We start from the raw sequence: 21,185 nt of genomic DNA, 5'->3' as shown, positions 1-21,185 counted from the left end.
GAGGTGCTGGGCGCCGAGGGTCGGCTCCAGCCGCGCCGGGCGCTGGAGATCTGCGCCGACATGTGCGCGGCCCTGGAGTTCAGCCACCGGCACGGCATCATCCACCGGGACATCAAGCCGGGCAACGTGATGCTCACCCAGACCGGCCAGGTCAAGGTGATGGACTTCGGCATCGCCCGGGCGCTGGCCAGCGGGGCCACCACCATGACGCAGACCAGCGCCGTCATCGGCACCGCGCAGTACCTCTCCCCGGAGCAGGCGCGCGGCGAGGCGGTCGACGCCCGGTCCGACGTCTACGCGGCCGGCTGCGTGCTCTTCGAGCTGCTCTGCGGGCACCCGCCGTTCGTCGGCGACAGCCCGGTCAGCGTCGCCTACCAGCACGTGCGGGAGCAGCCGCCGACGCCGAGCACCATCAACCCGGACGTCAACCCGGCGGTGGACGCCATCGTCCTCAAGGCGCTCTCCAAGAACCCGCTCAACCGCTACCAGAGCGCCGGGGAGATGCGGGCGGACCTGCTGCGCGCCGCTGCCGGCCGGCCGGTGCTGGCCACCCCGGTGATGCCGGCCGAGGAGACCATGCCGATGGCCGCGGCCGGGGGCGGGGGCTACCAGCAGACCCAGGTGCTCGGCCCGCAGACCCGCCAGCAGATGCCGGCCCGGGTCGGTGACCCGCGCAAGCGGAAGACGTCCTCCTGGGTGATCGCCACGTTCGCCGCCCTCGGTGTGCTCGCGGTGATCGCCCTGGCGACCGCGCTCTGGCTGAACCAGAAGGGCGCGAGCGAGGTCCGGGTGCCCACCATCGAGGGCAAGTCCCGCGCCGTCGCCGAGCAGGAGGTCCGGGCAGCCGGGCTGATCCCGGTGATCGGTGACCCGGTGCTGAACAAGACCTGCCAGAAGGACACCGTGGCGGGGCAGGACCCGCCGGCCAACACCGCCCTGGAAAAGGGCCGCAACGTCACCTTGAACATCTGCAACGGCCCGAAGATGGTCCAGGTGCCGGGCGTGGTGGGCAACCCGTTCGAGAACGCCAAGGCCCAGCTGGAGAACGACGGCTTCAAGGTCGAGAAGGTGGACGTCGACGGCGCGGCGGCCGAGGGCACGGTCGTGGGCACCAATCCGAAGGCGGGCGCCAGCGTCGAGGACGGCGCCACCGTCAAGGTGTCGGTCTCCCGCGGCAACATCAAGGAGGTCCCGGAGGTGGTCGGCCTCTCGAAGGAGCAGGCCACCCAGGTCCTGGAGAAGGCCGGCTACCGGGTGAAGACGCGGGACGGCGACGAGGCGAACACGCCGGACGGCGTCGGCAAGGTCAGCTCGCAGGACCCCAAGCCGGGCAAGCAGCTGGAGAAGGGCAAGACGGTCACCATCTACGTCGACTTCGCCCCGCCGGAGCCGAGCACCACGCCGAGCGGATCCACCCCGGACCCGAGCACCTCACCCAGCACCCCGGGCAGCGGCGGCGGGTTCCCCTTCCCCACCCAGCCACCGACCCGGCTCGACCGCGAGTGACGCAGCGAGGCCCCGACCGCCGGTCGGGGCCTCGGCCGTTCGGGGCGCGGCCGCCCGCCGCCCCGCAGGCGACCGGTCACGGGGGTGGCGGAGGCGGCGCTCAGGCGGCGGTGAAGGCGGCCGGCGACGCGGCGGTGCGGGTGGCCGGTGACGCGGCGGCGCGGGCGGCCCGTCAGGCGGCGGCCCGTCAGGCGGTGGCGAAGGCGGCCCGGCGGCGGGCGTCCACCTCGGCGGCCAGCTCGGGGGCGCGTTCCAGCGCGGCCGGATAGCCGCAGACCGCCAGCCAGTTCGCCAGCATCAGGTGGCCGCCCTCGGTCAGCACCGACTCGGGATGGAACTGCACGCCCTCGATCGGCAGGGCGCGGTGCCGCATCGCCATCACCACGCCGGAGCCGGTCCAGCCGGTCACCTCCAGCTCGTCCGGCAGGGTCTCGGGCAGGACCGCCAGCGAGTGGTACCGGGTGGCGGTGAAGGGGTCGGGCAGCCCGGCGAGCACCCCGGTGCCGTGATGGCTCACCTCGGAGGTCTTGCCGTGCAGCAGCTCCGGTGCCCGGGTGACGGTCGCCCCGAACGCCTCGCCGATGGCCTGGTGGCCGAGGCAGACGCCGAAGAGCGGGAGCTTGCCGGCGTACTCCCGGATGACGTCGAGGCAGATCCCCGCGCGGTCCGGGCTGCCCGGCCCGGGCGAGAGCAGTACGCCGCCCGCGCCGACCCGGCCGACCTCGGCCACATCGACCTCGTCGTTGCGCCGGACCTCGCACTCCACCCCGAGCTGGCCGAGGTACTGCACGAGGTTGAAGACGAACGAGTCGTAGTTGTCGATCACCAGGACGCGCATCGGGTCACCTGTCCGGGGAGGGTGGGGTGTTGTTCGTTTCGGTGCTGTACGGCAGTTCCTCCGCGGTCGGGCTGCCGCTGGGCACGGTGAGCCCGCCGCCGGAGTCGTCGCCCGGCACGTCCGAGTTCTGGCTCACCTGGACGTCGTCGAAGGGCAGCAGCGGCTCGGCCCACGGGAACACCACGAACCAGAGCAGGGCGACCGTCGCCGCGGCGAGCAGTGTCGAGCCGACCAGCTTCCCGGCCAGTCCGAACGGCAGCTTGCGCCAGATCCACCCGTACATCGTCAGCCTTCCAGCTCCGGCGGCCGGCCCACCGACTTGGCCTGCACGTGGTCCAGCCGGGCGTGGATGATCAACCGTTGGTAGTTGTCGAACTTGGGGTTGCAGGTGGTCAGGGTGAGCAGCTTCTCGGTCGGCTTGGCGGTCGGCTCGCCGGGCACCGGCGCCACCACCTCGACCTGGTCCGGCTTCACGATCCGCTGCTGGTAGACCTGGTAGATGAACCACTCGGTCTGTGACTCGACCACGATGGCGTCGCCGGGCTTCAGCTCGTCCAGCCGCCAGAAGGTGGCCCGGATCCGGTGTCCGGCCACGGCGAAGTTGCCCACCTCGCCCGGCATGGCGCTCTTCGGGTAGTGGCCCGGGGCGTACCGGATGTCGTTCGGGCTGACCCCCTGGACCACCACCCAGTGCTTGTCGAGCTTGGGGATGTAGAGCCCGGCGACCGGCTTGCCCTCGGCCGGGGGCTTCGCCTTGGGCGTCGGGCCGGTCGGCGCGACCGTCGGATCGCCGCTGCCGCCCCACTCCTGGGCGAGCTGGGTGTTCAGGTCGTTCTGGTGGGCGTCGACGATCACCGTCTTGCCCCAGATCTCGTACCCGGCGAAGAGCAGCACCACCAGGCCCAGGGTGATCAGCGCTTCGCCGGTGACCCGGACCCCGGTGCGGATCCGCGAGCCGAGCGTGGGCCGGGTCAGCTCGGAGTAGACGCTCTTGTAGCCCTCACCGGTCTGCTCGGGACGCAGCCGCACCACCCGCTCGCCACGCCGGGGGGCGGGAGGCTCGGCGGGGCTGTCGGCCGGGTCGTCGCCGGTGCCGCCCTCGGGCAGCGGCGGGACGGCGCCCATCAGGGCGGTCGAGTCGAGGGCGGGGGGTCGGGGCGGCCGCCCGCCGACCGCCGGAAGCAGGGCGGTCGCCGCCGGGTCCGCGACCGGAGCAGCCGCACCGGGGCGCCCGACGGCACCGACCCCCGGCGGCGCCGATCCGCTCGCCTCCGCCGTCCGGGACTCTCCCGCCCGGGGTACGCGGGCGGCCGGCTCCCCGGCGAGGGGCACTCCGGCGGGCCGCTGCCCGGCGGGCTGGTCGGCCACGCGGGTCGCCACCTCGCCGGCGCCGGCCCGGTCGTCGGAGCGTCCGGTCAGCCGGGGCAGGAACGCCGTGGGCGCGTCCGCGGGGGCGGCGGGCCGTACCGGGGGCGGGGGAGCCGCCGGTACGCCGCGGCCGGGGTCCGGCTGGCCGGGGGTGCCGGGCAACTGCCGACCGGGCACGTTTCCGCCGGGTCCGGCCGCCGGTCCGGGGCCGCCCGGTGCGGTTACGCCGGGGCCGCTGCTCGTCCGTCCGGTGGTGTCCGGAGCGCCGGCCCCGGGTCCGGTCGGGCCCGTGCCGCTGCTGGCCAGTGCCGCGCCGAGCCCGGCCGCCCTGGACGCCAGGTCCTCCGGCCCGGGAATGCTCGGCCGCACGGGGGCCGGGCCGGCGCTGGCCGCGCCCGGGCCGCCGGTGCCGGCCCCGGGCTGGCCGCCGGTGCCGACCTGGCCGGCCGCCGGGCCGCTCGGGGCGGTGCCGGTCGGGCCCGGGCCGCCGGGGACCGGATCGGGTACGGGACGGGCGCCGACGCCGGGTCCGGCCACCGCGGGTCCGCCGACGCGGGTGGCGGCACCAGTGGGGCCGTCGCTCGGCGCTGCGGGTCGGTGGGGGGCGGCGCCGACCCCCGGCACGGAGATGCCGGGTCCGGGTCCGGCGGGTCCGGGTCCGGCGGGTCCGGGTCGTCCGGCGGGTCCGGGTTCGGCGGGTCCGGGTCCGGCGGGGCCAGGTCCGGCGGGGCCAGGACCGGCGGTGGTGCCGGAACTCGGGACGGCGGCTCCGGGGCCGGCGGGTGTGGCGGTGCCGGAGCCCGGCCAGCGCGGCGGTGCCTCCGCCGGGAGGCGGCGTGGTTGTTCGGCGGGACGGCCGCCCGGCCGTTCCTGTCCCGGTGACCGGCCGTCTCCCGCGGGCCGGTGCCGGTCGGGTTCGGCCGGCGGCGGGATCCGGTGTGGCGGCTCGGCGGCGACCGGGGCCGCCGCCGGCGAGCGTCCGGGCGGACCGGCCGGCTGGCGTACCTGCGGGTCGCTGGCGGGTGGGTGCGCGGTGGCGGGTGCCGGGGGGCGCTGCCCGGCGTCGGTGGGGCGGTGCGGCGTCCCGGGTGCCGGCGGGCGCGGGCCGGGGGCGGCGGGGGTGGCCGGGAACCGGCCGTCGCGCGGCCCGGCCGGCTCCGGCCAGGGCAGGTTGAGCGCGGGCCGGGGCGGAGCCGTCGGCTGCGGACGCTCACTCCGGGGCGGGATCGCCGGGTGAGGGCGCTCGCCCCGGGACGGGATGGCCGGGTCGGGGCGCTCGCTTAGGGGCGGGGTCGCGGGGTCCGGGCGCTCGCTTAGGGGCGGGATCGCCGGGTCGGGGCGCCCGCTCCCGGGCGGGGTCGCGGGGTCCGGGCGTGTGGGCCGGGGTGGAGTTGCGGGCTGCGGGCGTTCGACCCGGGGGATGAACGCGGTCGGGTCGTCGCTGCGGTCGCGGTGGCGACCGTCGCGTTCCCGGGCGTCCTCCGAGGTCACCGGGGGACCGTCGCCGAACGGAGGGCGGTGGAGTCCTCAAACGCCGGCACGGTGACCGTGGAGGCGGACTCGGAGTATCCCAGCTGGTAGTGGTCGACCGCTTCCATGAACCACTGCACTCCCTCAGAGGCGGCGAGCGCCCGCCGGAGGGCAGCGGGCTCGCCGATTGCCACGATCTTGAATGGAGGGGAGTACACCCGGCCATGCAGCAGCAGGGTGTTACCGACGCAGCGTACCGCGCTGGTGCTGAGCACGCGGACGTTCATGATTGACATGCCCTCGGCGCCGCCGGCCCAGAGCGCGTTGACGATCGCCTGCACGTCGCCCTGGTGGATCACCAGGTCGTCGTTGCTGGCTCCCTTGGGCAGGACCTGGGGTTGCGGGGCGTCGTTCAGCTCGATGGTCAGGCCCGGCCCGGTCAGCGCGGTGAACCCGGCGGCCTGCCGGCTGGCGGCGGCCCGGTCCCGCTGGGCCTTGACCGGGCCGTCGGTGTCGGCGAGCGTGGCGGTCTGGTCCTCGACCTCGGCGCGCAGCCGGGCGGCCCGCTCCTCGCTCTCGGCCACCTGCTCGCGCCGGTCCTCGATCAACTGGGTGAGCTGTGGCCGGCGATCTTCCCGCAGCGAGGTGCCGCCCGCGGTGGTCGCGGTCGTGGTGAAGAGCAGGCCCGCCGCGGCGGCGATCACGGGGACGCCGATCGACCACCCCGGGCGGCGCTGCCGCGGCCGCCGGGGCAGCAGGCCGGCGACCGCCCGCCGGAGGACCTTCTGCCAGGAGGCGGCGCCGGACGTGTACTCCACCGGGCGTTCCCTTTCCCGTCGTTCCTTCCGACCCGCGACGACGCGGACCGGCATGCTCGACCCGAAAAGTCCCCATCTTTTCGGTCACTCCGTGCACCGGCCTGACCCCATTCGTGGCCTGGAGAGCCCGTCCGGACTACGCTAGCTGTCGACATTATTGGCCATGGACCGTCGCCCCCGCGCCCGGTTGTCAGGCCGGACGAGGTCGTACCCCCCTCTGGAGAGCGTCGTGCCCAAGTCTCAGGTCCGCAAGAAGAAGGTGTACACCCCGCCGACGGACGTGCGTCCGACGGCGACGGCGGCGACGCGCAAGCCTAGCCCGATCTGGCTGCCGATCACCGCCGTCGCGCTGATCGTCGCGGGCATCGGCTGGCTGGTCGTGTACTACCTCTCCGAGCAGGCGTACCCGGTCGCGACCTGGGGTTACTGGAACCTCGCGGTGGGCTTCGGCGCCATGGTCGCCTCGCTGGTCCTGCTCTCCCGCTGGCGCTGATCCGGCCGTTCCGGCCCGGCTCCCCGGCTCGGTGGTCACCGGCCGCCGCGCGCTGACGGCGCGCGCCGGCCGGAGCCGCACCGGGGTCGGGCCGGTGTCCCCGTGCCGCGCCGGCCACTCCCCCGCCGATCGTTTCAGCGGTCTCCGGCGGCCCGGAGTACGTCACGCCGGGCCGCCCCTGACCGGCGCGGCCCGCCCGCTGCCCCTAAGGTGTCGACAGGGCGGCGTGGCCGATGCGAGATGACTCACGTTACTGCTGGGTAACCTTGCGCGTAGGCTGCACTGCATGACCGAGCGGAGCGAGGTCATCGGCCGGTCGGGCCAGGGCGGTAGCGGCGGGACGCCGGACGCGCCGTGAACCGTCCCGGTCGCCGAGCCGCTCGACCAGGCAGCAGACCGGGAGGCCAACTCGATGGGCAGCGTCCAGATCGTCACCACGATCCTCGCGGCCGCCATCACCGCCGTGGCGGTGTGGCTCGCGGTGCGCGCGGTCATGAAGATGACCGCCGTCATCCGGCTCGGGCAGCCCGCGCCGGAACGCTTCGGCGACAAGGGCGCGCGTACGAAGAAGATGCTGGTGGAGACCGCCGGTCACACCCGCATGTTGAAGTGGAGCGTGGTCGGGGCCGCCCACTGGTTCGTGATGGTCGGCTTCATCGTGCTGTCGCTGCTGGTGCTCGAGGCGTACTTCGAGGTGGTCACCCCGGGCGGCGGCCTGCCGATCATCGGCCACTGGACGATCTTCGGGCTGGTCACCGAGTGGATCGGCATCCTGGGCCTGGCCGGCATCCTGGTGCTGATGGCGATCCGGCTGCGCAACCGGCCGACCCGCCCCGGCGGCCGCTCCCGGTTCACCGGCTCGACGATGTGGCAGGGCTACTTCGTCGAGTGGGTCGTCCTGCTGGTGCTGATCTTCGGCTTCATCATCCGCGGCTTCAAGGTGGCCACCGACCACTTCGAGTACCCGGTCTGGGCCACCCCGCTCAGCCACGCGGTCGGCGCGGCGCTCCCGGCCTGGACGGCCGGGGTCAGCGTGGCCGCCGTCATCAAGATCGCCATCTCGATGACCTGGCTCATCGTGATCTCGTTGAACGTCACCATGGGTGTCGCGTGGCACCGCTTCCTGGCGTTCCCCAACATCTTCTTCAAGCGCGACCCGGAGAAGCCGGCCGGCTCCGGCCTGGGCCCGCTGCGCCCCATGACGAGCGGGGGCAAGCCGCTCGACTTCGAGGAGGCCGACCCGGAGAAGGACCAGTTCGGCGTCGCCCAGGTCGAGCAGTTCAGCTGGAAGGGCCTGCTGGACTTCAGCACCTGCACCGAGTGCGGCCGCTGCCAGTCGCAGTGCCCGGCCTGGAACACCGGCAAGCCGCTGTCGCCGAAGCTGCTCGTGTTGAGCCTGCGCGACCACGCGTACGCCAAGGCGCCGTACCTGCTGGCCGGCGGGGGCAAGGACCTGACCGGCGAGGAGAAGGCGACGGCGGAGCAGTTGGCCGGCGTCGACGTGCTGGCCATGGCCGAGGCCGACCGGCCGCTGATCGGCACCGCCGAAGAGGGCGGCGTCATCGACCCGGACGTGCTCTGGTCCTGCACCACCTGCGGCGCCTGCGTCGAGCAGTGCCCGGTCGACATCGAGCACGTGGACCACATCGTCGACATGCGCCGCTACCAGGTGCTGATCGAGTCGAGCTTCCCGTCCGAGGCCGGCGTCATGCTCCGCAACCTGGAGAACAAGGGCAACCCGTGGGGCGCCCCGCAGAACACCCGCGAGGACTGGACCAAGGGCCTCGGCTTCGAGGTGCCGCGGGTCGGCGAGGTCGACGACTTCGAGTACCTGTTCTGGGTCGGCTGCGCCGGAGCGTTCGAGGACCGGGCCAAGAAGACCACCCGGGCGGTCGCCACGCTGCTCAACGAGGCCGGCGTCTCCTTCGCCATCCTCGGCGAGGGCGAGACCTGCTCCGGTGACCCGGCCCGCCGGATCGGCAACGAGTTCGTCTTCCAGATGCTGGCTCAGCAGAACGTCGAGACCTTGAACGAGGCGTTCGACGGCCGGGAGAAGAGCAAGCGCAAGATCGTCGCCACCTGCCCGCACTGCTTCAACACCCTGGGCAACGAGTACGGCCAGCTCGGCGGCGAGTTCGAGGTGGTGCACCACACCCAGCTGCTGGCCCACCTGGTCAGCGCCGGCAAGCTCACCCCGGTGCAGCCGGTGGACGGCGGCGTGACCTACCACGACCCGTGCTACCTGGGCCGGCACAACCGGATCTTCGCCGCCCCGCGCGAGGTGCTCGGCAGTGCCATCGGAGATGGCCGCGGTGGCGCAGCCTCCGATTCCGGTGCAGGCGGCGACAGCGGCCTCATCGAGATGCCGCGCAACAGCGAGCGCTCCTTCTGCTGCGGCGCCGGTGGTGCCCGGATGTGGATGGAGGAGAAGATCGGCAAGCGGATCAATGTGGACCGGGTCGAGGAGGCCATGTCCACCGGGGCGAAGACGATCGCGGTCGGCTGCCCGTTCTGCTCGACGATGCTGAACGACGGCGTGAACGGCAAGGGCGCGGGCGAGCAGGTCGAGGTGGTCGACGTGGCGAGCGTGCTGCTGCGCTCGGTCAAGCCGGAGGCCCCGGCCGGTGAGCCGGAGGTCGCGCCGGCCGCGAGCTGAGGCGTACCCCGGCGGGAGCCGGACCACGACGGCGGCGGCACCCGTGCGGTGCCGCCGCCGTCGCGTTCAGCTGACCGCGGTGGTGATGATGGCGGCGGTTCCGGCCGTGGTGGCGACCAGCAGCGCGGCCTGCATCTCCTCGATGGCCTTCTTGGCGGCGGCCGAGGCCCAGTCACCGGCGGCGATCTCGTCCATCCGGGCCGTCACCCGCTCCTTGGGCAGCTCCCGGAAGAGCTTGCGATCCAGGCCGACCGCCCGGGTCAGGGTGAGCAGCGCGGCGGTCCGGGCGTCGACCGGGCCGTCGGTGGTCAGCGCCGCCGCCATCCGCTCCCGGGCCGCCGTCTCCACCGTCGGCTCCGCGCCGGTCGGCGAGGGATAGCGGGTACGCGGGAAGACCAGCAGCACCTGGTCGGACTCCCGGCGCAGCACCCCGGCGTCGACGAGCCCGCCGAGCACCCGGTCCGGCAGGCCCTTGGCGAGCTTGCCGATCCAGTCCTGCGGCTTACGAGGGCGCCCGGATCCGACCGTCGCCAGCGCCTCGTCCAGCAGCGGTACGCCGGTCGGAGCGGGATCGGTCACCACGACCCGCTTCTCCGCCACCTCCACGCGGCCGGCGAGCGCCAGCTCCAGCAGCACCGCGCCGGCGAGGCCGTAGTCGAGGTGCGGACGGCCGAGCCGGTTGACGCCGTTGTCGTCGTACGCGAGCAGGACCAGTTCCTCGGTGAGCAGCAGACCCTCCATGCCACCAACGCTACGGGGGGCCCGCCATGGGCGCGCGCGTGCCACAATCACGCCCATTGACGGCCTTCTGCTTATGACGTTGTTGCCCCTGGTCGGTTTCGTGCTGCTGACCGCCGGCAACGCCTTCTTCGTCGCGGCCGAGTTCGCCCTGGTCACGGTGGATCGCGCGGAGATCGACAGGCGGGCCGGTGAGGGCGACGGCCGGGCCGCCACGGTCCGCCGCGCGCTGCGCGAGCTGTCCTTCCAGCTCTCCGGCGCGCAGCTCGGCATCACCCTCACCGCGCTGCTCACCGGCTACCTGGCCGAGCCCGCCCTGGCCCGGCTCTGCGCGCCGCTGCTGCGCCCGCTCGGCGGCGCGGAACGCTTCTCCGGCCTGCTCGCGCTGGCCCTGGCCACGCTCATCTCGATGCTCTTCGGTGAGCTGGTGCCGAAGAACCTCGCGTTGGCCCGCCCGATGCCGGCCGCGCTGGCCACCGCAGCGCCGATGCGGGCGTTCTCCCGCACGTTCGGTTGGCTGATCCGGCTGCTGAACGAGTCCGCCAACCGGCTGGTCCGCCGGCTCGGCGTGGAGCCGCAGGAGGAACTGGCCAGCGCCCGGTCCCCGGAGGAGCTGGGACTGTTGGCCGCCATCTCGGCGCGGGCGGGTGCGTTGCCGCCGGACACCGCCATGCTGCTGCGGCGCACCATCCGCTTCGGCGACAAGCGGGCCGCCGAGGCGATGACCCCCCGGGTGGACGTGATCGCGTTACGGGCCACCGCCACCGTGGCCGAGCTGCTGGAGGAGTCCCGGCAGACCGGCCGGACCCGGTTCCCCGTCTACGAGGAGACGCTTGACCTGGTCACCGGGGTCGTCGGGGTGCCGGACGCGCTGGGCGTGCCGCTGGACCGGCGGGCCGCCACCTCGGTCGCCTCGGTGGCCCGGGAGCCGGTGTACGTGCCGGAGAGCCTGGACCTGGACGGGGTGCTGGCCGCGCTCAAGGACGCCGGCGCGGACCTGGCCATCGTTGTCGACGAGTACGGCGGCACGGACGGCGTGGTGACGGTGGAGGACCTGGTCGAGGAGCTGGTCGGTGAGATCGCCGACGAGTTCGACCCGGACGCGGTCGACGACCCGGGGTCGGGCGAGCTGACCGTGCCCGGCGGCGAGCGGACCGTGCTGGTGGACGGGGTGCTCCGCGCGGACGAGCTGGTCGAGCAGACCGGCTTCCGGCTGCCCGAGGGGCCGTACGAGACGCTCGCCGGGTTCCTGCTGGCCCGGCTGGGCCACATCCCGGTGCCGGGCGAGACGGTCGAGGAGAGCGGCTACGAGTTCACCGTGGTCGAGGTCGACCGGCACCGGATCGAGCAGGTCCGGGTGGTCCGCCCCGAGGAGCCCGACGACGGTGACTGAGCTGCTGATCGCCGTGCTGCTGCTGCTCGGCAACGCGTTCTTCGTGGGCAGCGAGTTCGCCCTGATCGCGTCCCGCCGTACGGCGATCGAACCGCTCGCGGCGGGGTCGCAGCGGGCCCGCTGGGCGCTCGCCGCGATGAACCAGATCCCGCTGATGATCGCCGGCGCGCAGCTCGGTATCACGGTCTGCTCGCTCGGTCTCGGCGCGATCGCCGAGCCGGCCCTGGCGCACCTGGTGGAGACGCCGTTCGAGGCGCTCGGCCTGCCCGCCTCGGCGGTGCACCCGGTGGCGTTCGTGCTCGCCCTCGGCCTGGTGGTCTTCCTGCACACGGTGGTCGGCGAGATGGTGCCGAAGAACATCACCCTGGCCGGCCCGGAGCCGTCGGCGCTCTGGCTCGGGCCGGCCATGCTCGCCTTCTGCCTGGCCACCAAGCCGCTGCTGCTGGCGATGAAGTGGTCGGCCCGGCAGGTGCTGTGGCTGTGGCGGGTGGAGGCGACCGACGCGGTGAAGACCGTGTTCACCGCGGAGGAGCTGGCCGGCCTGGTGTCCCAGGCGCGGACCGAGGGGCTGCTGGACGCCGAGGAGCACGCCCGGATCACCGGGGCCCTGGCCCTGCACAGCCGGACCGCGGCCGACGCGCTGCAACCCTGGTCGACGGTGACCACGGTGGCCGAGGACGTCTCACCGGCCTCGCTGGAGGTGCTGGCGACGCGTACCGGCCGGTCCCGGTTCCCGGTGGTGCAGCGGGCGACCCGCCGGGTGCTCGGCTTCGTGCACGTAAAGGACGTGCTCAGGTACGCGGGGGCGAGTCGCCGGGCACCCGTGCCGGCCGAGGTCTACCGGCCGCTGGCGGTGGTGCCGCCGGACCGTACGCTGGCGGATCTGCTGCTCTCCATGCGCCGGGAGCGCCGGCACATGGTGCTGGTGAGCGACGGCCGCCGGCCCCTGGGTGTGGTCACGCTCGACGATGTATTGACGGCGATCGTTGGCAAGTGAACGAATACCCTTGGTGTGCAAGCGGTTGCGCAAACGTGATTGAACGAAACTCCGCCTTGATTCCACCCCGGCACCTTCCCTATCGTGGGGCACCGACCGCTGTGGGTCGTCTGCCCCCGACCTTCCCTCTCACGGGGCGCCCGGCGGTCGGTTGCAAAGGAGTCCGTGCCGGTGGCAACCATGCCCCCTCATCGTCACGCCCCGAGCCAGCCCACCGGCCGACCGGTCGGCACCCGCCGGGTCGTACGCCGTCTCCTCACCCTGGTCGCCGCGGTCGCGGTCGGCGCCGGGCTGCTGGCGGCTCCGGCGCACGCGGCGCCCTCGGTGGACGAGATCGACGCGCAGATCGACAAGCAGTGGGAGAAGCTCGAACCCACCATCGAGCAGTTCAACAAGGTCAGGTCCCAGCTCAAGGCCAACCAGAAGAAGTCGGCCGACCTCCAGAAGAAGATGGTGCCGCTGGAGCTGGAGTCCGCGCTGGCGATGAACAAGGTCGGCGACATCGCCTCGCGCTACTACATGCAGGGCCCGTCGCAGGAGATGGGCGCGCTGCTGGTCAGCACCACGCCCGGCACCCTCGCCGAGCAACTGGTCATCCTCGACCGGCTCGCCCAGGATCAGCACCGCCAGATCGCCGGCGTGCTCGCGGTGCGCGACAAGTACAACGCGCAGAAGCAGAAGCTGGATCAGCTGATCGCCACCGAGAAGAGGCAGCAGGCCGATCTGGATGCGAAGCGGAAGCAGATCAACGCCGAAATCAACCGGCTGACCAAGATGCTGCCGGTGACCTCGATCCGGCCGGCGGGTTGCCCGAAGATCGACGGCGTGGTCAGCAGCGCCGCGCGTACCGCGATCAAGACCGCCTGCGCCCAGGTCGGTGACCCGTACGTCTGGGGCGCGACCGGCCCGAACTCGTTCGACTGCTCCGGCCTCACCCAGTACGCGTACAAGGCGGCGGGCATCTCGCTCACCCACTTCACCGGCGCGCAGTGGAACGAGGGCCGGCACGTGTCCCGCTCCGAGGCCAGACCCGGTGACCTCGTCTTCTTCGGCAGCGACCTGCACCACGTCGGGCTCTATCTCGGCAACGGCGTGATGGTGCACGCGCCACGCACCGGAAAGCCGGTGCAGGTGTCGAGCATCAGCACCCAGCCGGTCGCCGGTTTCGTCCGGGTGTCCTGACCCGAGTTCCTTCCGGCCACGCGAAGGCCCCCGGTCCAGACGGACCGGGGGCCTTCGTCCGTACCGGCCGGCGCTACTTCGGCGCGCCGACCGCGCCCGGCAGGATCAGCACGTCGTCGAGGTTGACGAACATGATCCGGTGGCCGAACTGGACCTGCACGTACTTGTTCTCGCCCCGGACGACCGTCCAGTCACCCGGCGCCGAGCCGTCGAAGGTGACGGCCCGGTAGTACTCGCCCGGCAGCACGCCGCCGACCGCGTACCGCTGGCCCGCCGCGAAGGTGTACTGCAACGGCGCGATGGTCTGGTACGGCACGCCGGCCGGGTAGGCGGCCTGCTCCGGGTAGGCGCGCCCGTAGACCGGGATGGTGGCCTTGCCCGGCTTGGGCGTCACCACGAAGCCGTTCGCCCACTTGGCGGTCCGGTCGGCGGCCGGGTTCCAGAACCAGGCCTTCTGGCCGAGGTACCAGATCGCCGTCCAGTCACCCTGGACGCCGGCGAGCGCGTACGTCTGGCCGGCGGACGCGCGGGCGCCGTGGTCGGAGATGTACATGGTGTCCGGGGTGCCGTCCGGGCGCAGCCCGCGGTCGTTCACCAGCGGCGCGTCCGGGCTCGGCGCGGTGCGCAGGATGACCGAGGACGAGCCGCGCAGCGGGCAGGGCACCGCTGGCGGGGTCGGCTTCGGTACCCCGGGCGGCTGCTGGTTGCACCCGGTGAACGCCGGCTGGTTGGTGGCGTAGTCCGGGTCGATGGTGACCAGGCCGGTGTGCGGCGTGCCGGTGCCCCGGAACGGCGCCTTCATCAGGTCGAAGTAGTGCGACCAGTCCCAGTACGGACCCGGGTCCCAGTGCATCCCGGCGACGTTGCCGGGCAGGATGCCGGGCACGTTGTCGTGGCCGATGATGTGCTGCCGGTCCAGCGGGATCTGGAAGCGCAGGGCCAGGTGGCGGACCAGCTTGGCCGAGGCCCGGTACATCGCCTCGGTGTACCAGGTGCCGTGCCCGGCGAAGCCCTCGTGCTCGATGCCGATGGACTTGGCGTTGACGTACCAGTTGCCGGCGTGCCAGCCGACGTTCTTGGCCTTGATGTGCTGGGCCACGTAGCCGTCCACCGAGCGCAGCGTGTAGTGCCAGCCGAGGTAGGTCGGGTCCTGCACCAACTTCACGCTCGGGCCGAAGTAGCCCTCGGTGTCGTGGATGACGATGTACTCGATCTTCTGCTGGGCCGGCCGGTTGGCGAGGTCGTAGTTGCCGTAGTCACCGGCGCCCGGGCCGTACTGCTCGTAGGGGGCCGGGATCCACTCGCAGGCGAGCCGGACCGGGCACTCCAGCCCGTCCGGCCGCTCGGCGCGGCGCAGCCCCAGCTTGTGCAGGCCGGACTCGTCGGGCCGTACCTCGGTCGCCGCGAGGGTCACCCGCTGGCCGTCGTCGGTGGTCCGGCTGGCGCCCTGGCCGAGCTGGTCGTAGACCTCGTCGGCGAAGGCCGCCGCGGCGTCCTCGGTGTCCGCGCCGGAGTAGCGGGCCACCGCGCCGTACCAGGCCGCCGGGTCGCTGTCGGCGCCGACCGGCCCGCCCAGTGCCTTCTGGTACGAGGCCAGCAGCGCCGCCCCGCCCCGGATGTTCGCGGCGGCGTCGGTGCGCAGCGTCTCCACCGGGATGCCGGTGAGCGTGGCGGCGGCGTCGACGGTCTGCAGGGACGCCTGCGGGAGCACGTCACCGGTGGGCGCGGCGGCGGTGGCCGGGTCGAGGGTGAGCGGGCGGGAGTCGTCGCCGCGCGGGTCCTCGTCGGCGTCCACGTGGGCGCTGGACGGCGTCGAGGCGACCTGCTCGGCGTCGGTCAGGTGCATCGGCCCGTAGCCGCCGCTGGTGCTGGGCTGGCCGGGGTGGGTGTCCCAGCGGGACTCCAGATACGAGACGCCGAGCAGGACGCTCTGCGGCACGCCGTACGCGTCGGCCGCGGCGGCGTACTGCTGCTGCCGGTCGCCGGTGTCGGTGTCGGCCGGCGCGGCGGAGACCGGGCCGGTGGTGGCGAGGGCGGTGGCTGCCGCGACGGCCGCGGCCAGCAGTATCCGTCTGCCCGACGGTGGGGGTGAGAGGTGCATCGAACCTCCAGACAGGGATGGGGGTCACTGCGAATTCACCCTCACTCCGGACCCGGCCCGTGGTCAATACCTTTCCCTCAGGTAATACACAGTGAAAAATTTCTTCGGGTGACCGGACAATCACGTACGGAGTGTCACGGCGTCTCGGGTTGCGGATCGATAACGGCGATCTCTACTCTGGTCAATCGTCGGCCGCGAGTCTCATCGCCCAACCCGGACGGTGACGGTCGGACACCGCCGAGTCGCCTCCGGGCGAGCCGGGGAACCAGGTAACCGGGGTGAATCCGCAGCCACGCTGCGGTAGGGCGGCTCCCTTCCCGCCCGAACCCGTCAGCTAACCCGGTAGGCGGTCGGACAGAAGGAGTACGGAGCCCGGTGGCACACCATGCCCCGCGGCCACCGTCGGTCCGGTCGGACGACCGATCGACGGCTGCGCCGCGTTCACGCTGGTCCCGCTGCACCACCGCCCTCGCCGCCCTGGTCGGCACCGCCGTCATCCTGACCGGCGGCGCCACGGCGGCCCATGCCGACCCCTCGGTCGCCGAGATCGAAGCCCAGATCGACCGGGACTGGAACAAGCTCGAACCGGTCATCGAGCAGGTCAACGCCACCCGCGAGGACCTGGCCGCCAAGCGCAAGCAGGCCGCCGCGCTGGCCAAGCAGATCGCCCCGTTGCAGGCCCAGGTCGACCGCGCCCTCGGGCAGGTCGGTGGGCTGGCCGCCAACGCGTACAAGGGCGACACCATCTCCACCGTGAACGCGCTGCTGGGCAGCCGTTCGCCGGGTGAGGTGGTCGACAGCCTGGAGCTGCTCGACCGCTTCGCGCACCGCCAGCAGCAGCAGGTGCAGGCCGTCGCCGACCTGCGCGACCAGCTGGCCGCCAAGAAGCGGCCGCTGGACGAGATGATCACCAAGCTGGCCCGCACCGAGGCCCAGCTCGCCGCGAAGAAGAAGCAGATCGACGCCGAGATCGCCCGGCTGCAGAAGCTGCGGCTGAAGGTCTACGGCAACGGCGGCGGCGGCCCGCTGCGCCCGGCGCCCTGCCCCGCCGGCTACCCGGGTGGCCCCGCCGGGGTGGCGGTCAAGTTCGCCTGCGCCCAGATCGGCAAGATCTACGTCTGGGGCGCCGCCGGCCCGGACCACTACGACTGCTCCGGCCTCACCATGGCGGCCTGGGCCAAGGCCGGCGTCTCGCTGCCGCACAACGCCCGCCAGCAGCACGATGTCACCGCCCGGGTGAGTCGCAGCCAGCTCCGCCCCGGCGACCTGGTCTTCTACTACAGCGACCTGCACCACGTCGGGATGTACGTGGGCAACGGCTGGGTGGTGCACGCCTCCCAGTCCGGCAAGCCGATCACCATGAAACGCGTCGACGACGGCCAGATCAACAGCTACGGCCGCCCCGGCTGAGCGGTGCGGGCGGGGCCCCTCCGGCGGGGGGTCCCGCCGCGCCCTCGCAGGGTGCGGTCAGCGGGTCGGCCAGATCCGCCAGTTCTGCCAGGACCGGCTCGGGGTCGGCCCGCGCTGCCCCTGGTAGCGCGATCCGTACACCGCCGAGCCGTACGGGTGCTCGGCCGGCGAGGAGAGCCGGAAGATGCAGAGCTGGCCGATCTTCATGCCCGGCCAGAGGGTGATCGGCAGGTTCGCCACGTTGGAGAGCTCCAGCGTGACGTGCCCGGAGAAGCCCGGGTCGATGAAGCCCGCCGTCGAGTGGGTGAGCAGCCCGAGCCGGCCCAGGCTCGACTTGCCCTCCAGCCGGCCGGCGAGCTGGTCACCGAGCGAGATGACCTCGAGGGTCGAGGCGAGCACGAACTCGCCCGGGTGCAGCACGAAGGGCTCGCCCTCGGGCACCTCCACCATCGACGTCAGGTCGTCCTGCTGGACCGCCGGGTCGATGTGCGTGTACAGGTGGTTGTTGAACACCCGGAAGAGCCGGTCCAGGCGTACGTCGATGCTGGACGGTTGCACCAGCGTGGGCTCGAACGGCTCCAACGCCAGCGTGCCTGCCTTGATCTCGGAGACCAGATCCCGGTCGGAGAGCAGCATCGGAATACCTTAGCGACCCGTACGGGTGACCTGCGTGTCGGACTACATCTTCGTACACCTGTTCGATAGAATGTCCGCATGGCTTCCTGGTCCGCATTCGCCGCCGACGAGCCCCGCCTCGCCGACGAGATCCGCCTTCTCCTGCAGCAGTACGGGCCGGGTTTCGGCTACCTCGCCACGGTCCGCGCCGACGGTGGACCCCGGGTCCACCCGATCTCCCCGGTGATCACCGACGACGGGCTCTACTGCTTCGTCATCGACTCGCCCAAGCGCCGCGACCTCGAACGCGACGGCCGCTACGCGCTGCACTCCTTCCCGCCGGAGGAGAGTGACGACGAGGCGTACGTGGCCGGCCGGGCCCGCGTGGTGGACGACCCGGCGACCGTGGCCCGGCTCGCCGCCCTCGGTCGGGCCGCCCCGCAGGCCGACTGGCGACTCTTCGAGTTCAGCGTCGACGTGGCGATGCTGACCCGGCGCGACCAGGCGAGTCCGCCGAGCGTGGGCCGGCCCCAGGTGCGGGTCTGGCTCGACCCGGCGGCCGCACGCCCCGCCCGCCGTACCGTCGTCGGGGCCGAGGGCCGGCGCGGCCGGCACGGCTTCGACACCCGCCGCTCCGCCGCCTGACCCCGACACGCCGGTGCCGGCCCCGTCCGAGGACGGAGCCGGCACCGGCGTGTGGTGTGGGAGTGGTCAGGCCGCGCGGTAGGCGTTCCACGCGGTCAGCATCCGGCTCGCCTGACCAGCGGTGAACTGGTACATGCACGAGTCGTAGGTGTAGTCCATGAAGTTGGTGATCGGGTCCTTGCCGGTGGCGGTGCAGGTGTCCCGACCGGTCGGGCACTCGAAGGCCGGCGAGGCCTCGGCCGGGGTGTCGGAGACGCTGTCACCCGAGCCCGAGCAGCCACCCTGGAAGGTGTGGTAGAGGTTCAGCCAGTGGCCCACCTCGTGCGTACCCGTGTCGCCCTGGTTGTAGTTGGTGGCGGTGCCGCCCGGCAGCGACTCGCTCAGCGCGACCACGCCGTCCATGCTGTTCAGCTTCCGCTGCGGGAAGGTGGCCCAGCCGAGCAGGTCGTCGCTCAGCTCGCCCAGGTAGAGGTTGAGCGTGTTCTTGCCGCCCTCGCGCAGCGAGGACTTCATCTGCCGCTCCGCCGAGGAGCCCTCGACGATCGGGTACCACGCGGCGTTCGTGACGTGGTGCACCTTGGTGAGCTGGAAGCTGAAGGCGGTCGCGGCGCCGCCGGTGCCGCCGCTGTACGCCGTGTTCAGCACGGAGATCTGCTGGGTCACCATCGAGTCCGGGATGTTGCCACCGGCCCGGGTGCTGTCCCGCTGGATGACGTGCACGACGACCGGGATGGTCACGGTGGCCAGCGGGGTGGCCGCGGCGCCGGCCCGGAAGTTGGCCCGCTCCCGCAGCGCGGCGGCGAGGTCGGCCTCGCGGTCACGGACCTGCTTGGCGGTCAGCTCGTTCGGGTCCAGCTTGGCGTGCCCACCCTTGGCGACGCGGGCGTTCGAGTGCGAGTCGGCCGGCTCGGCGCAGGAGCCGGACGGGGCGGCCGAGAAGGCCGAAGCTGCCGGGACGACGCCGACCGCGGCGGTGCTGAGCAGCAGCGCGAGGGTCGTCGAGGCGACGCCGGCGGTACGCCGGGTCAGCAGGTTGGGGCGAAGGCCCATGAGCCCACCTCTTTCTGGCGGCATGACAGGGGGTATGTCACGCCGGGTCGGAGAACGTGGGGCAGACGTTACAACCGATCGACTGATTTGAGAACGGCCATATGTTGCCGTGCGGCAACTTCTTGCTGCTCGGACGCGTGGGGGCGTTGCGGGGCGATGTTCGAGCGGTTGCCGACCCGGCGTGCCGGCCGGCGCGGGGGTACCTGGGTGCACGGGGACGGTGACCTCAGGTACAGTGGTGCCCGCCTGCGGGTGTAGTTCAATGGCAGAACATCAGCTTCCCAAGCTGACAGTGCGGGTTCGATTCCCGTCACCCGCTCCAGCGTGAAGGCCCTGATCAGGACGCGAGTCCCGGTCAGGGCCTTCGATATTCCGAGGTCAGGAATCATGCGGCGTGCCATTGGTGTGCCATTAGCCCCGGTCGGAGGAGGGCACCTTGCCTGCGAAGCTGACCCGGGACGAGGCGGTTGTCCTCGTCGAGCGGATCATGCGGCTCGACTATGCGGACGACGCCGAGCTGAACGACTGGCTGGACCGCCTCGAACGCGACCTGGGCTACCCGGACATCTCGGGTCTGATCTTCACAGTCACGCCGGAGTTGACGCCGGCCGAGGTCGTCGACCGAGCCAGCGCCTACCAACCGATCGCCATGCGCTCCACACCGTGGACGCCGCCGTCGACCATCTAGCCTCACTTGTTGCCGCGCTCCTTGCCCTTCTTGCCGGCCTTGTCCTTCCGCTTGCCCTTGCCCTCCGAGTTCTTGACCTTCCTGCGGTCCGCGCGCACCCCTCGTGTAGCGCCTGGGCGATGGCCCGGTCAGCTTCCGCCGTGGCGTGCTGGTAGATCAGCGCCTACCGCTGGTGCCCCACGTCATCCCGCAAGTCGTCGTCAGGCCATAGCTCAACGGAGCGATTGGCAGCCTCGAGGATGGGCTGAGCGTCGACGGACGCGCGGGACTCCGGATTTTTGAACGCCGGCCACTCAACGACAAAAGTCAACGGCCCTCGCGGTGGTAGCGGCCAGAGCCGGACTACTTGGTTTTACCGGTCGAGCTGGGCGAGGTCGCGCTCTTTTCGATCTGGGCGCGGGCGGAGACAAGCTGGCTCGCCGGGTTGCCGGTCTTCGGGACGCTTAGCCAGGTAATCATCCCGATGGTGTGTCCGTCGGCCCAGGCGCACAGGTCGACGGTCAGCCCGTTGTCCTCGCCCTTACCACAGCGGGCCTCGCCGCCCATCGGTCCAGGGTGGGTTGGAGCCACGTCGTGTAGCTGGGGCAGTCCGCCGAAGAGCACGTCGAGCGTCTTCTGGGGATCCCGCACCGGGCCGGCGACGGCGCTGACCAGGGCAGCGTACTGACCGTCGGTCGATTCGTAGGCGGTGCCGACCGCGCTGGTCGCATCCCCGTCCAGCAGTAGCTTCAACTTTCCGAGCGAGGCCTGTGCCGCGTTGTACATGCTTCGGCTATGGGCTTCCGGCGGCAAGCTACCGAGCTTCTCTGGCTTTTCCACACGCATAACCATGACCGGGGAAGGGGACGGGGTGGCGCTGCGTTCCGGGCCGGCGGCGTCGACCAGCCCTGCGCAACCTGTCGTCGCCAGCAGTCCGGTGGTGGCCGCGGCGGCGAGGCGTCCCGCCCTGCGCGTTGTACCTGCCGGCCGTGTCGTCCCGCCCATGCCCCGCTCCTTGATCGCGTTTGATCCCGGTGGACGATATCTGAGCGGATGCCCAGCCCCCCGGGGGCCGGTCGTCGTGCTCGTCCCGCAAATCCGGTCCTGCTCGGTCCTCAACACGGACAGATCACCTCAAGCCGGAACAACGCCGGGGCCGTGGGGCGAGGAGGCCAGACCTGGCGTGCCATTAGCGTGCCATTGGGGAAGGACAGCAGGGGACGCTCCTATGACGCGTC

18 protein-coding genes, 1 tRNA gene and 1 riboswitch are annotated in these 21,185 nt (G+C 72.4%); of the genes, 10 read left to right on the top strand and 9 right to left on the bottom strand.

Annotated elements, in window-relative coordinates:
- The coding region (pknB, locus tag LQ51_RS14120) for a Stk1 family PASTA domain-containing Ser/Thr kinase (RefSeq protein ID WP_046565968.1) at nt 1-1,506 on the top strand (1,506 nt) is incomplete at its 5' end.
- A gap of 187 nt (nt 1,507-1,693) precedes the next feature.
- On the opposite strand, the gene LQ51_RS14115 is transcribed toward pknB, so the two are convergent.
- From LQ51_RS14115 to LQ51_RS14100, 4 genes are all read right to left on the bottom strand, one after another.
- On the bottom strand, nt 1,694-2,344 hold the full coding sequence (locus tag LQ51_RS14115; RefSeq protein ID WP_046565960.1) for an aminodeoxychorismate/anthranilate synthase component II: 651 nt from the start codon (nt 2,342-2,344) through the stop codon (nt 1,694-1,696).
- A 4-nt stretch (nt 2,345-2,348) separates the two neighbouring features.
- Nucleotides 2,349-2,627 (bottom strand): hypothetical protein, encoded by a 279-nt coding sequence (locus LQ51_RS14110; protein WP_046565958.1) that lies wholly within the window; start codon nt 2,625-2,627, stop codon nt 2,349-2,351.
- 2 nt (nt 2,628-2,629) lie between these two features.
- Nucleotides 2,630-3,874 (bottom strand): class E sortase, encoded by a 1,245-nt coding sequence (locus LQ51_RS14105; RefSeq protein WP_231605745.1) that lies wholly within the window; start codon nt 3,872-3,874, stop codon nt 2,630-2,632.
- Nucleotides 3,875-5,199: 1,325 nt separating this feature from the next.
- Nucleotides 5,200-6,000 carry a DUF881 domain-containing protein gene (locus LQ51_RS14100; RefSeq protein ID WP_046565956.1) on the bottom strand — a complete coding sequence of 267 codons (801 nt, stop codon included), beginning with the start codon at nt 5,998-6,000 and terminating at the stop codon, nt 5,200-5,202.
- Nucleotides 6,001-6,229: 229 nt separating this feature from the next.
- Between LQ51_RS14100 and LQ51_RS14095 the strand changes: the two genes are divergently transcribed.
- Together LQ51_RS14095 and LQ51_RS14090 are read left to right on the top strand one after the other, a co-directional pair.
- Complete coding sequence (locus LQ51_RS14095; RefSeq protein WP_046565955.1) at nt 6,230-6,493, top strand: cell division protein CrgA; 264 nt, start codon at nt 6,230-6,232, stop codon at nt 6,491-6,493.
- Between the two features lie 412 nt (nt 6,494-6,905).
- Nucleotides 6,906-9,149: a (Fe-S)-binding protein gene (locus LQ51_RS14090; protein WP_046565953.1), complete on the top strand. Its 2,244-nt coding sequence runs from the start codon at nt 6,906-6,908 to the stop codon at nt 9,147-9,149.
- 66 nt (nt 9,150-9,215) lie between these two features.
- On the opposite strand, the gene LQ51_RS14085 is transcribed toward LQ51_RS14090, so the two are convergent.
- Nucleotides 9,216-9,890 (bottom strand): GOLPH3/VPS74 family protein, encoded by a 675-nt coding sequence (locus LQ51_RS14085; protein WP_231605744.1) that lies wholly within the window; start codon nt 9,888-9,890, stop codon nt 9,216-9,218.
- A gap of 73 nt (nt 9,891-9,963) precedes the next feature.
- Here LQ51_RS14085 and LQ51_RS14080 point away from each other — a divergent pair, with 73 nt between their 5' ends.
- The 3 genes from LQ51_RS14080 (at nt 9,964) to LQ51_RS14070 (ending at nt 13,459) form a co-directional block, all read left to right on the top strand.
- Entirely contained in the window at nt 9,964-11,280 is a 1,317-nt protein-coding gene (locus LQ51_RS14080) for a hemolysin family protein (RefSeq protein ID WP_197087720.1), read from the top strand.
- Nucleotides 11,273-12,277, top strand: a complete 1,005-nt coding sequence (locus tag LQ51_RS14075; protein WP_046565950.1) for a hemolysin family protein — start codon at nt 11,273-11,275, stop codon at nt 12,275-12,277. Before LQ51_RS14080 ends, LQ51_RS14075 begins: the two co-directional genes overlap by 8 nt.
- A 171-nt stretch (nt 12,278-12,448) precedes the next feature.
- Complete coding sequence (locus LQ51_RS14070) at nt 12,449-13,459, top strand: C40 family peptidase (protein WP_046565962.1); 1,011 nt, start codon at nt 12,449-12,451, stop codon at nt 13,457-13,459.
- A gap of 73 nt (nt 13,460-13,532) precedes the next feature.
- On the opposite strand, the gene LQ51_RS14065 is transcribed toward LQ51_RS14070, so the two are convergent.
- Nucleotides 13,533-15,560, bottom strand: a complete 2,028-nt coding sequence (locus LQ51_RS14065) for an N-acetylmuramoyl-L-alanine amidase (protein ID WP_046565949.1) — start codon at nt 15,558-15,560, stop codon at nt 13,533-13,535.
- A 225-nt stretch (nt 15,561-15,785) separates the two neighbouring features.
- A riboswitch (cyclic di-AMP (ydaO/yuaA leader) is annotated at nt 15,786-15,923 on the top strand.
- A 12-nt stretch (nt 15,924-15,935) separates the two neighbouring features.
- Here LQ51_RS14065 and LQ51_RS14060 point away from each other — a divergent pair.
- Nucleotides 15,936-16,970 carry a C40 family peptidase gene (locus LQ51_RS14060; protein ID WP_046565948.1) on the top strand — a complete coding sequence of 345 codons (1,035 nt, stop codon included), beginning with the start codon at nt 15,936-15,938 and terminating at the stop codon, nt 16,968-16,970.
- A 57-nt stretch (nt 16,971-17,027) separates the two neighbouring features.
- On the opposite strand, the gene dcd is transcribed toward LQ51_RS14060, so the two are convergent.
- Nucleotides 17,028-17,606 carry a dCTP deaminase gene (dcd, locus tag LQ51_RS14055; RefSeq protein ID WP_046565947.1) on the bottom strand — a complete coding sequence of 193 codons (579 nt, stop codon included), beginning with the start codon at nt 17,604-17,606 and terminating at the stop codon, nt 17,028-17,030.
- A gap of 78 nt (nt 17,607-17,684) precedes the next feature.
- On the opposite strand from dcd, the gene LQ51_RS14050 reads away from it, so the two are divergent.
- Nucleotides 17,685-18,230: a pyridoxamine 5'-phosphate oxidase family protein gene (locus tag LQ51_RS14050; protein WP_046565946.1), complete on the top strand. Its 546-nt coding sequence runs from the start codon at nt 17,685-17,687 to the stop codon at nt 18,228-18,230.
- 66 nt (nt 18,231-18,296) lie between these two features.
- On the opposite strand, the gene LQ51_RS14045 is transcribed toward LQ51_RS14050, so the two are convergent.
- Nucleotides 18,297-19,280, bottom strand: a complete 984-nt coding sequence (locus LQ51_RS14045; protein WP_046565945.1) for a zinc metalloprotease — start codon at nt 19,278-19,280, stop codon at nt 18,297-18,299.
- Between the two features lie 248 nt (nt 19,281-19,528).
- On the opposite strand from LQ51_RS14045, the gene LQ51_RS14040 reads away from it, so the two are divergent.
- Nucleotides 19,529-19,602: transfer RNA gene (locus LQ51_RS14040), tRNA-Gly, on the top strand.
- A 114-nt stretch (nt 19,603-19,716) separates the two neighbouring features.
- Complete coding sequence (locus LQ51_RS14035; RefSeq protein ID WP_046565942.1) at nt 19,717-19,968, top strand: e9imm peptide; 252 nt, start codon at nt 19,717-19,719, stop codon at nt 19,966-19,968.
- 342 nt (nt 19,969-20,310) lie between these two features.
- Here LQ51_RS14035 and LQ51_RS14030 read toward each other — a convergent pair whose 3' ends face one another.
- Complete coding sequence (locus tag LQ51_RS14030; protein ID WP_197087716.1) at nt 20,311-20,952, bottom strand: hypothetical protein; 642 nt, start codon at nt 20,950-20,952, stop codon at nt 20,311-20,313.
- Nucleotides 20,953-21,185: the final 233 nt, after the last annotated feature.

This window comes from Micromonospora sp. HK10, from assembly GCF_000982955.1.
In the GTDB taxonomy this organism is placed as follows: Bacteria; Actinomycetota; Actinomycetes; order Mycobacteriales; family Micromonosporaceae; genus Micromonospora.
The sequence above is the reverse complement of the archived record's forward strand: the minus strand, read 5'-3'. Positions and strand labels throughout refer to the sequence as shown.

What these genes read in the sequence shown, in the direction of transcription:
- LQ51_RS14115 (WP_046565960.1), bottom strand. Translation starts at nt 2,344, where the DNA reads ATGCGCGTCCTGGTGATCGACAACTACGACTCGTTCGTCTTCAACCTC.
- LQ51_RS14110 (WP_046565958.1), bottom strand. Translation starts at nt 2,627, where the DNA reads ATGTACGGGTGGATCTGGCGCAAGCTGCCGTTCGGACTGGCCGGGAAG.
- LQ51_RS14090 (WP_046565953.1), top strand. Translation starts at nt 6,906, where the DNA reads ATGGGCAGCGTCCAGATCGTCACCACGATCCTCGCGGCCGCCATCACC.
- LQ51_RS14085 (WP_231605744.1), bottom strand. Translation starts at nt 9,890, where the DNA reads ATGGAGGGTCTGCTGCTCACCGAGGAACTGGTCCTGCTCGCGTACGAC.
- LQ51_RS14080 (WP_197087720.1), top strand. Translation starts at nt 9,964, where the DNA reads ATGACGTTGTTGCCCCTGGTCGGTTTCGTGCTGCTGACCGCCGGCAAC.
- LQ51_RS14065 (WP_046565949.1), bottom strand. Translation starts at nt 15,560, where the DNA reads ATGCACCTCTCACCCCCACCGTCGGGCAGACGGATACTGCTGGCCGCG.
- dcd (WP_046565947.1), bottom strand. Translation starts at nt 17,606, where the DNA reads ATGCTGCTCTCCGACCGGGATCTGGTCTCCGAGATCAAGGCAGGCACG.
- LQ51_RS14050 (WP_046565946.1), top strand. Translation starts at nt 17,685, where the DNA reads ATGGCTTCCTGGTCCGCATTCGCCGCCGACGAGCCCCGCCTCGCCGAC.
- LQ51_RS14045 (WP_046565945.1), bottom strand. Translation starts at nt 19,280, where the DNA reads ATGGGCCTTCGCCCCAACCTGCTGACCCGGCGTACCGCCGGCGTCGCC.
- LQ51_RS14030 (WP_197087716.1), bottom strand. Translation starts at nt 20,952, where the DNA reads ATGGGCGGGACGACACGGCCGGCAGGTACAACGCGCAGGGCGGGACGC.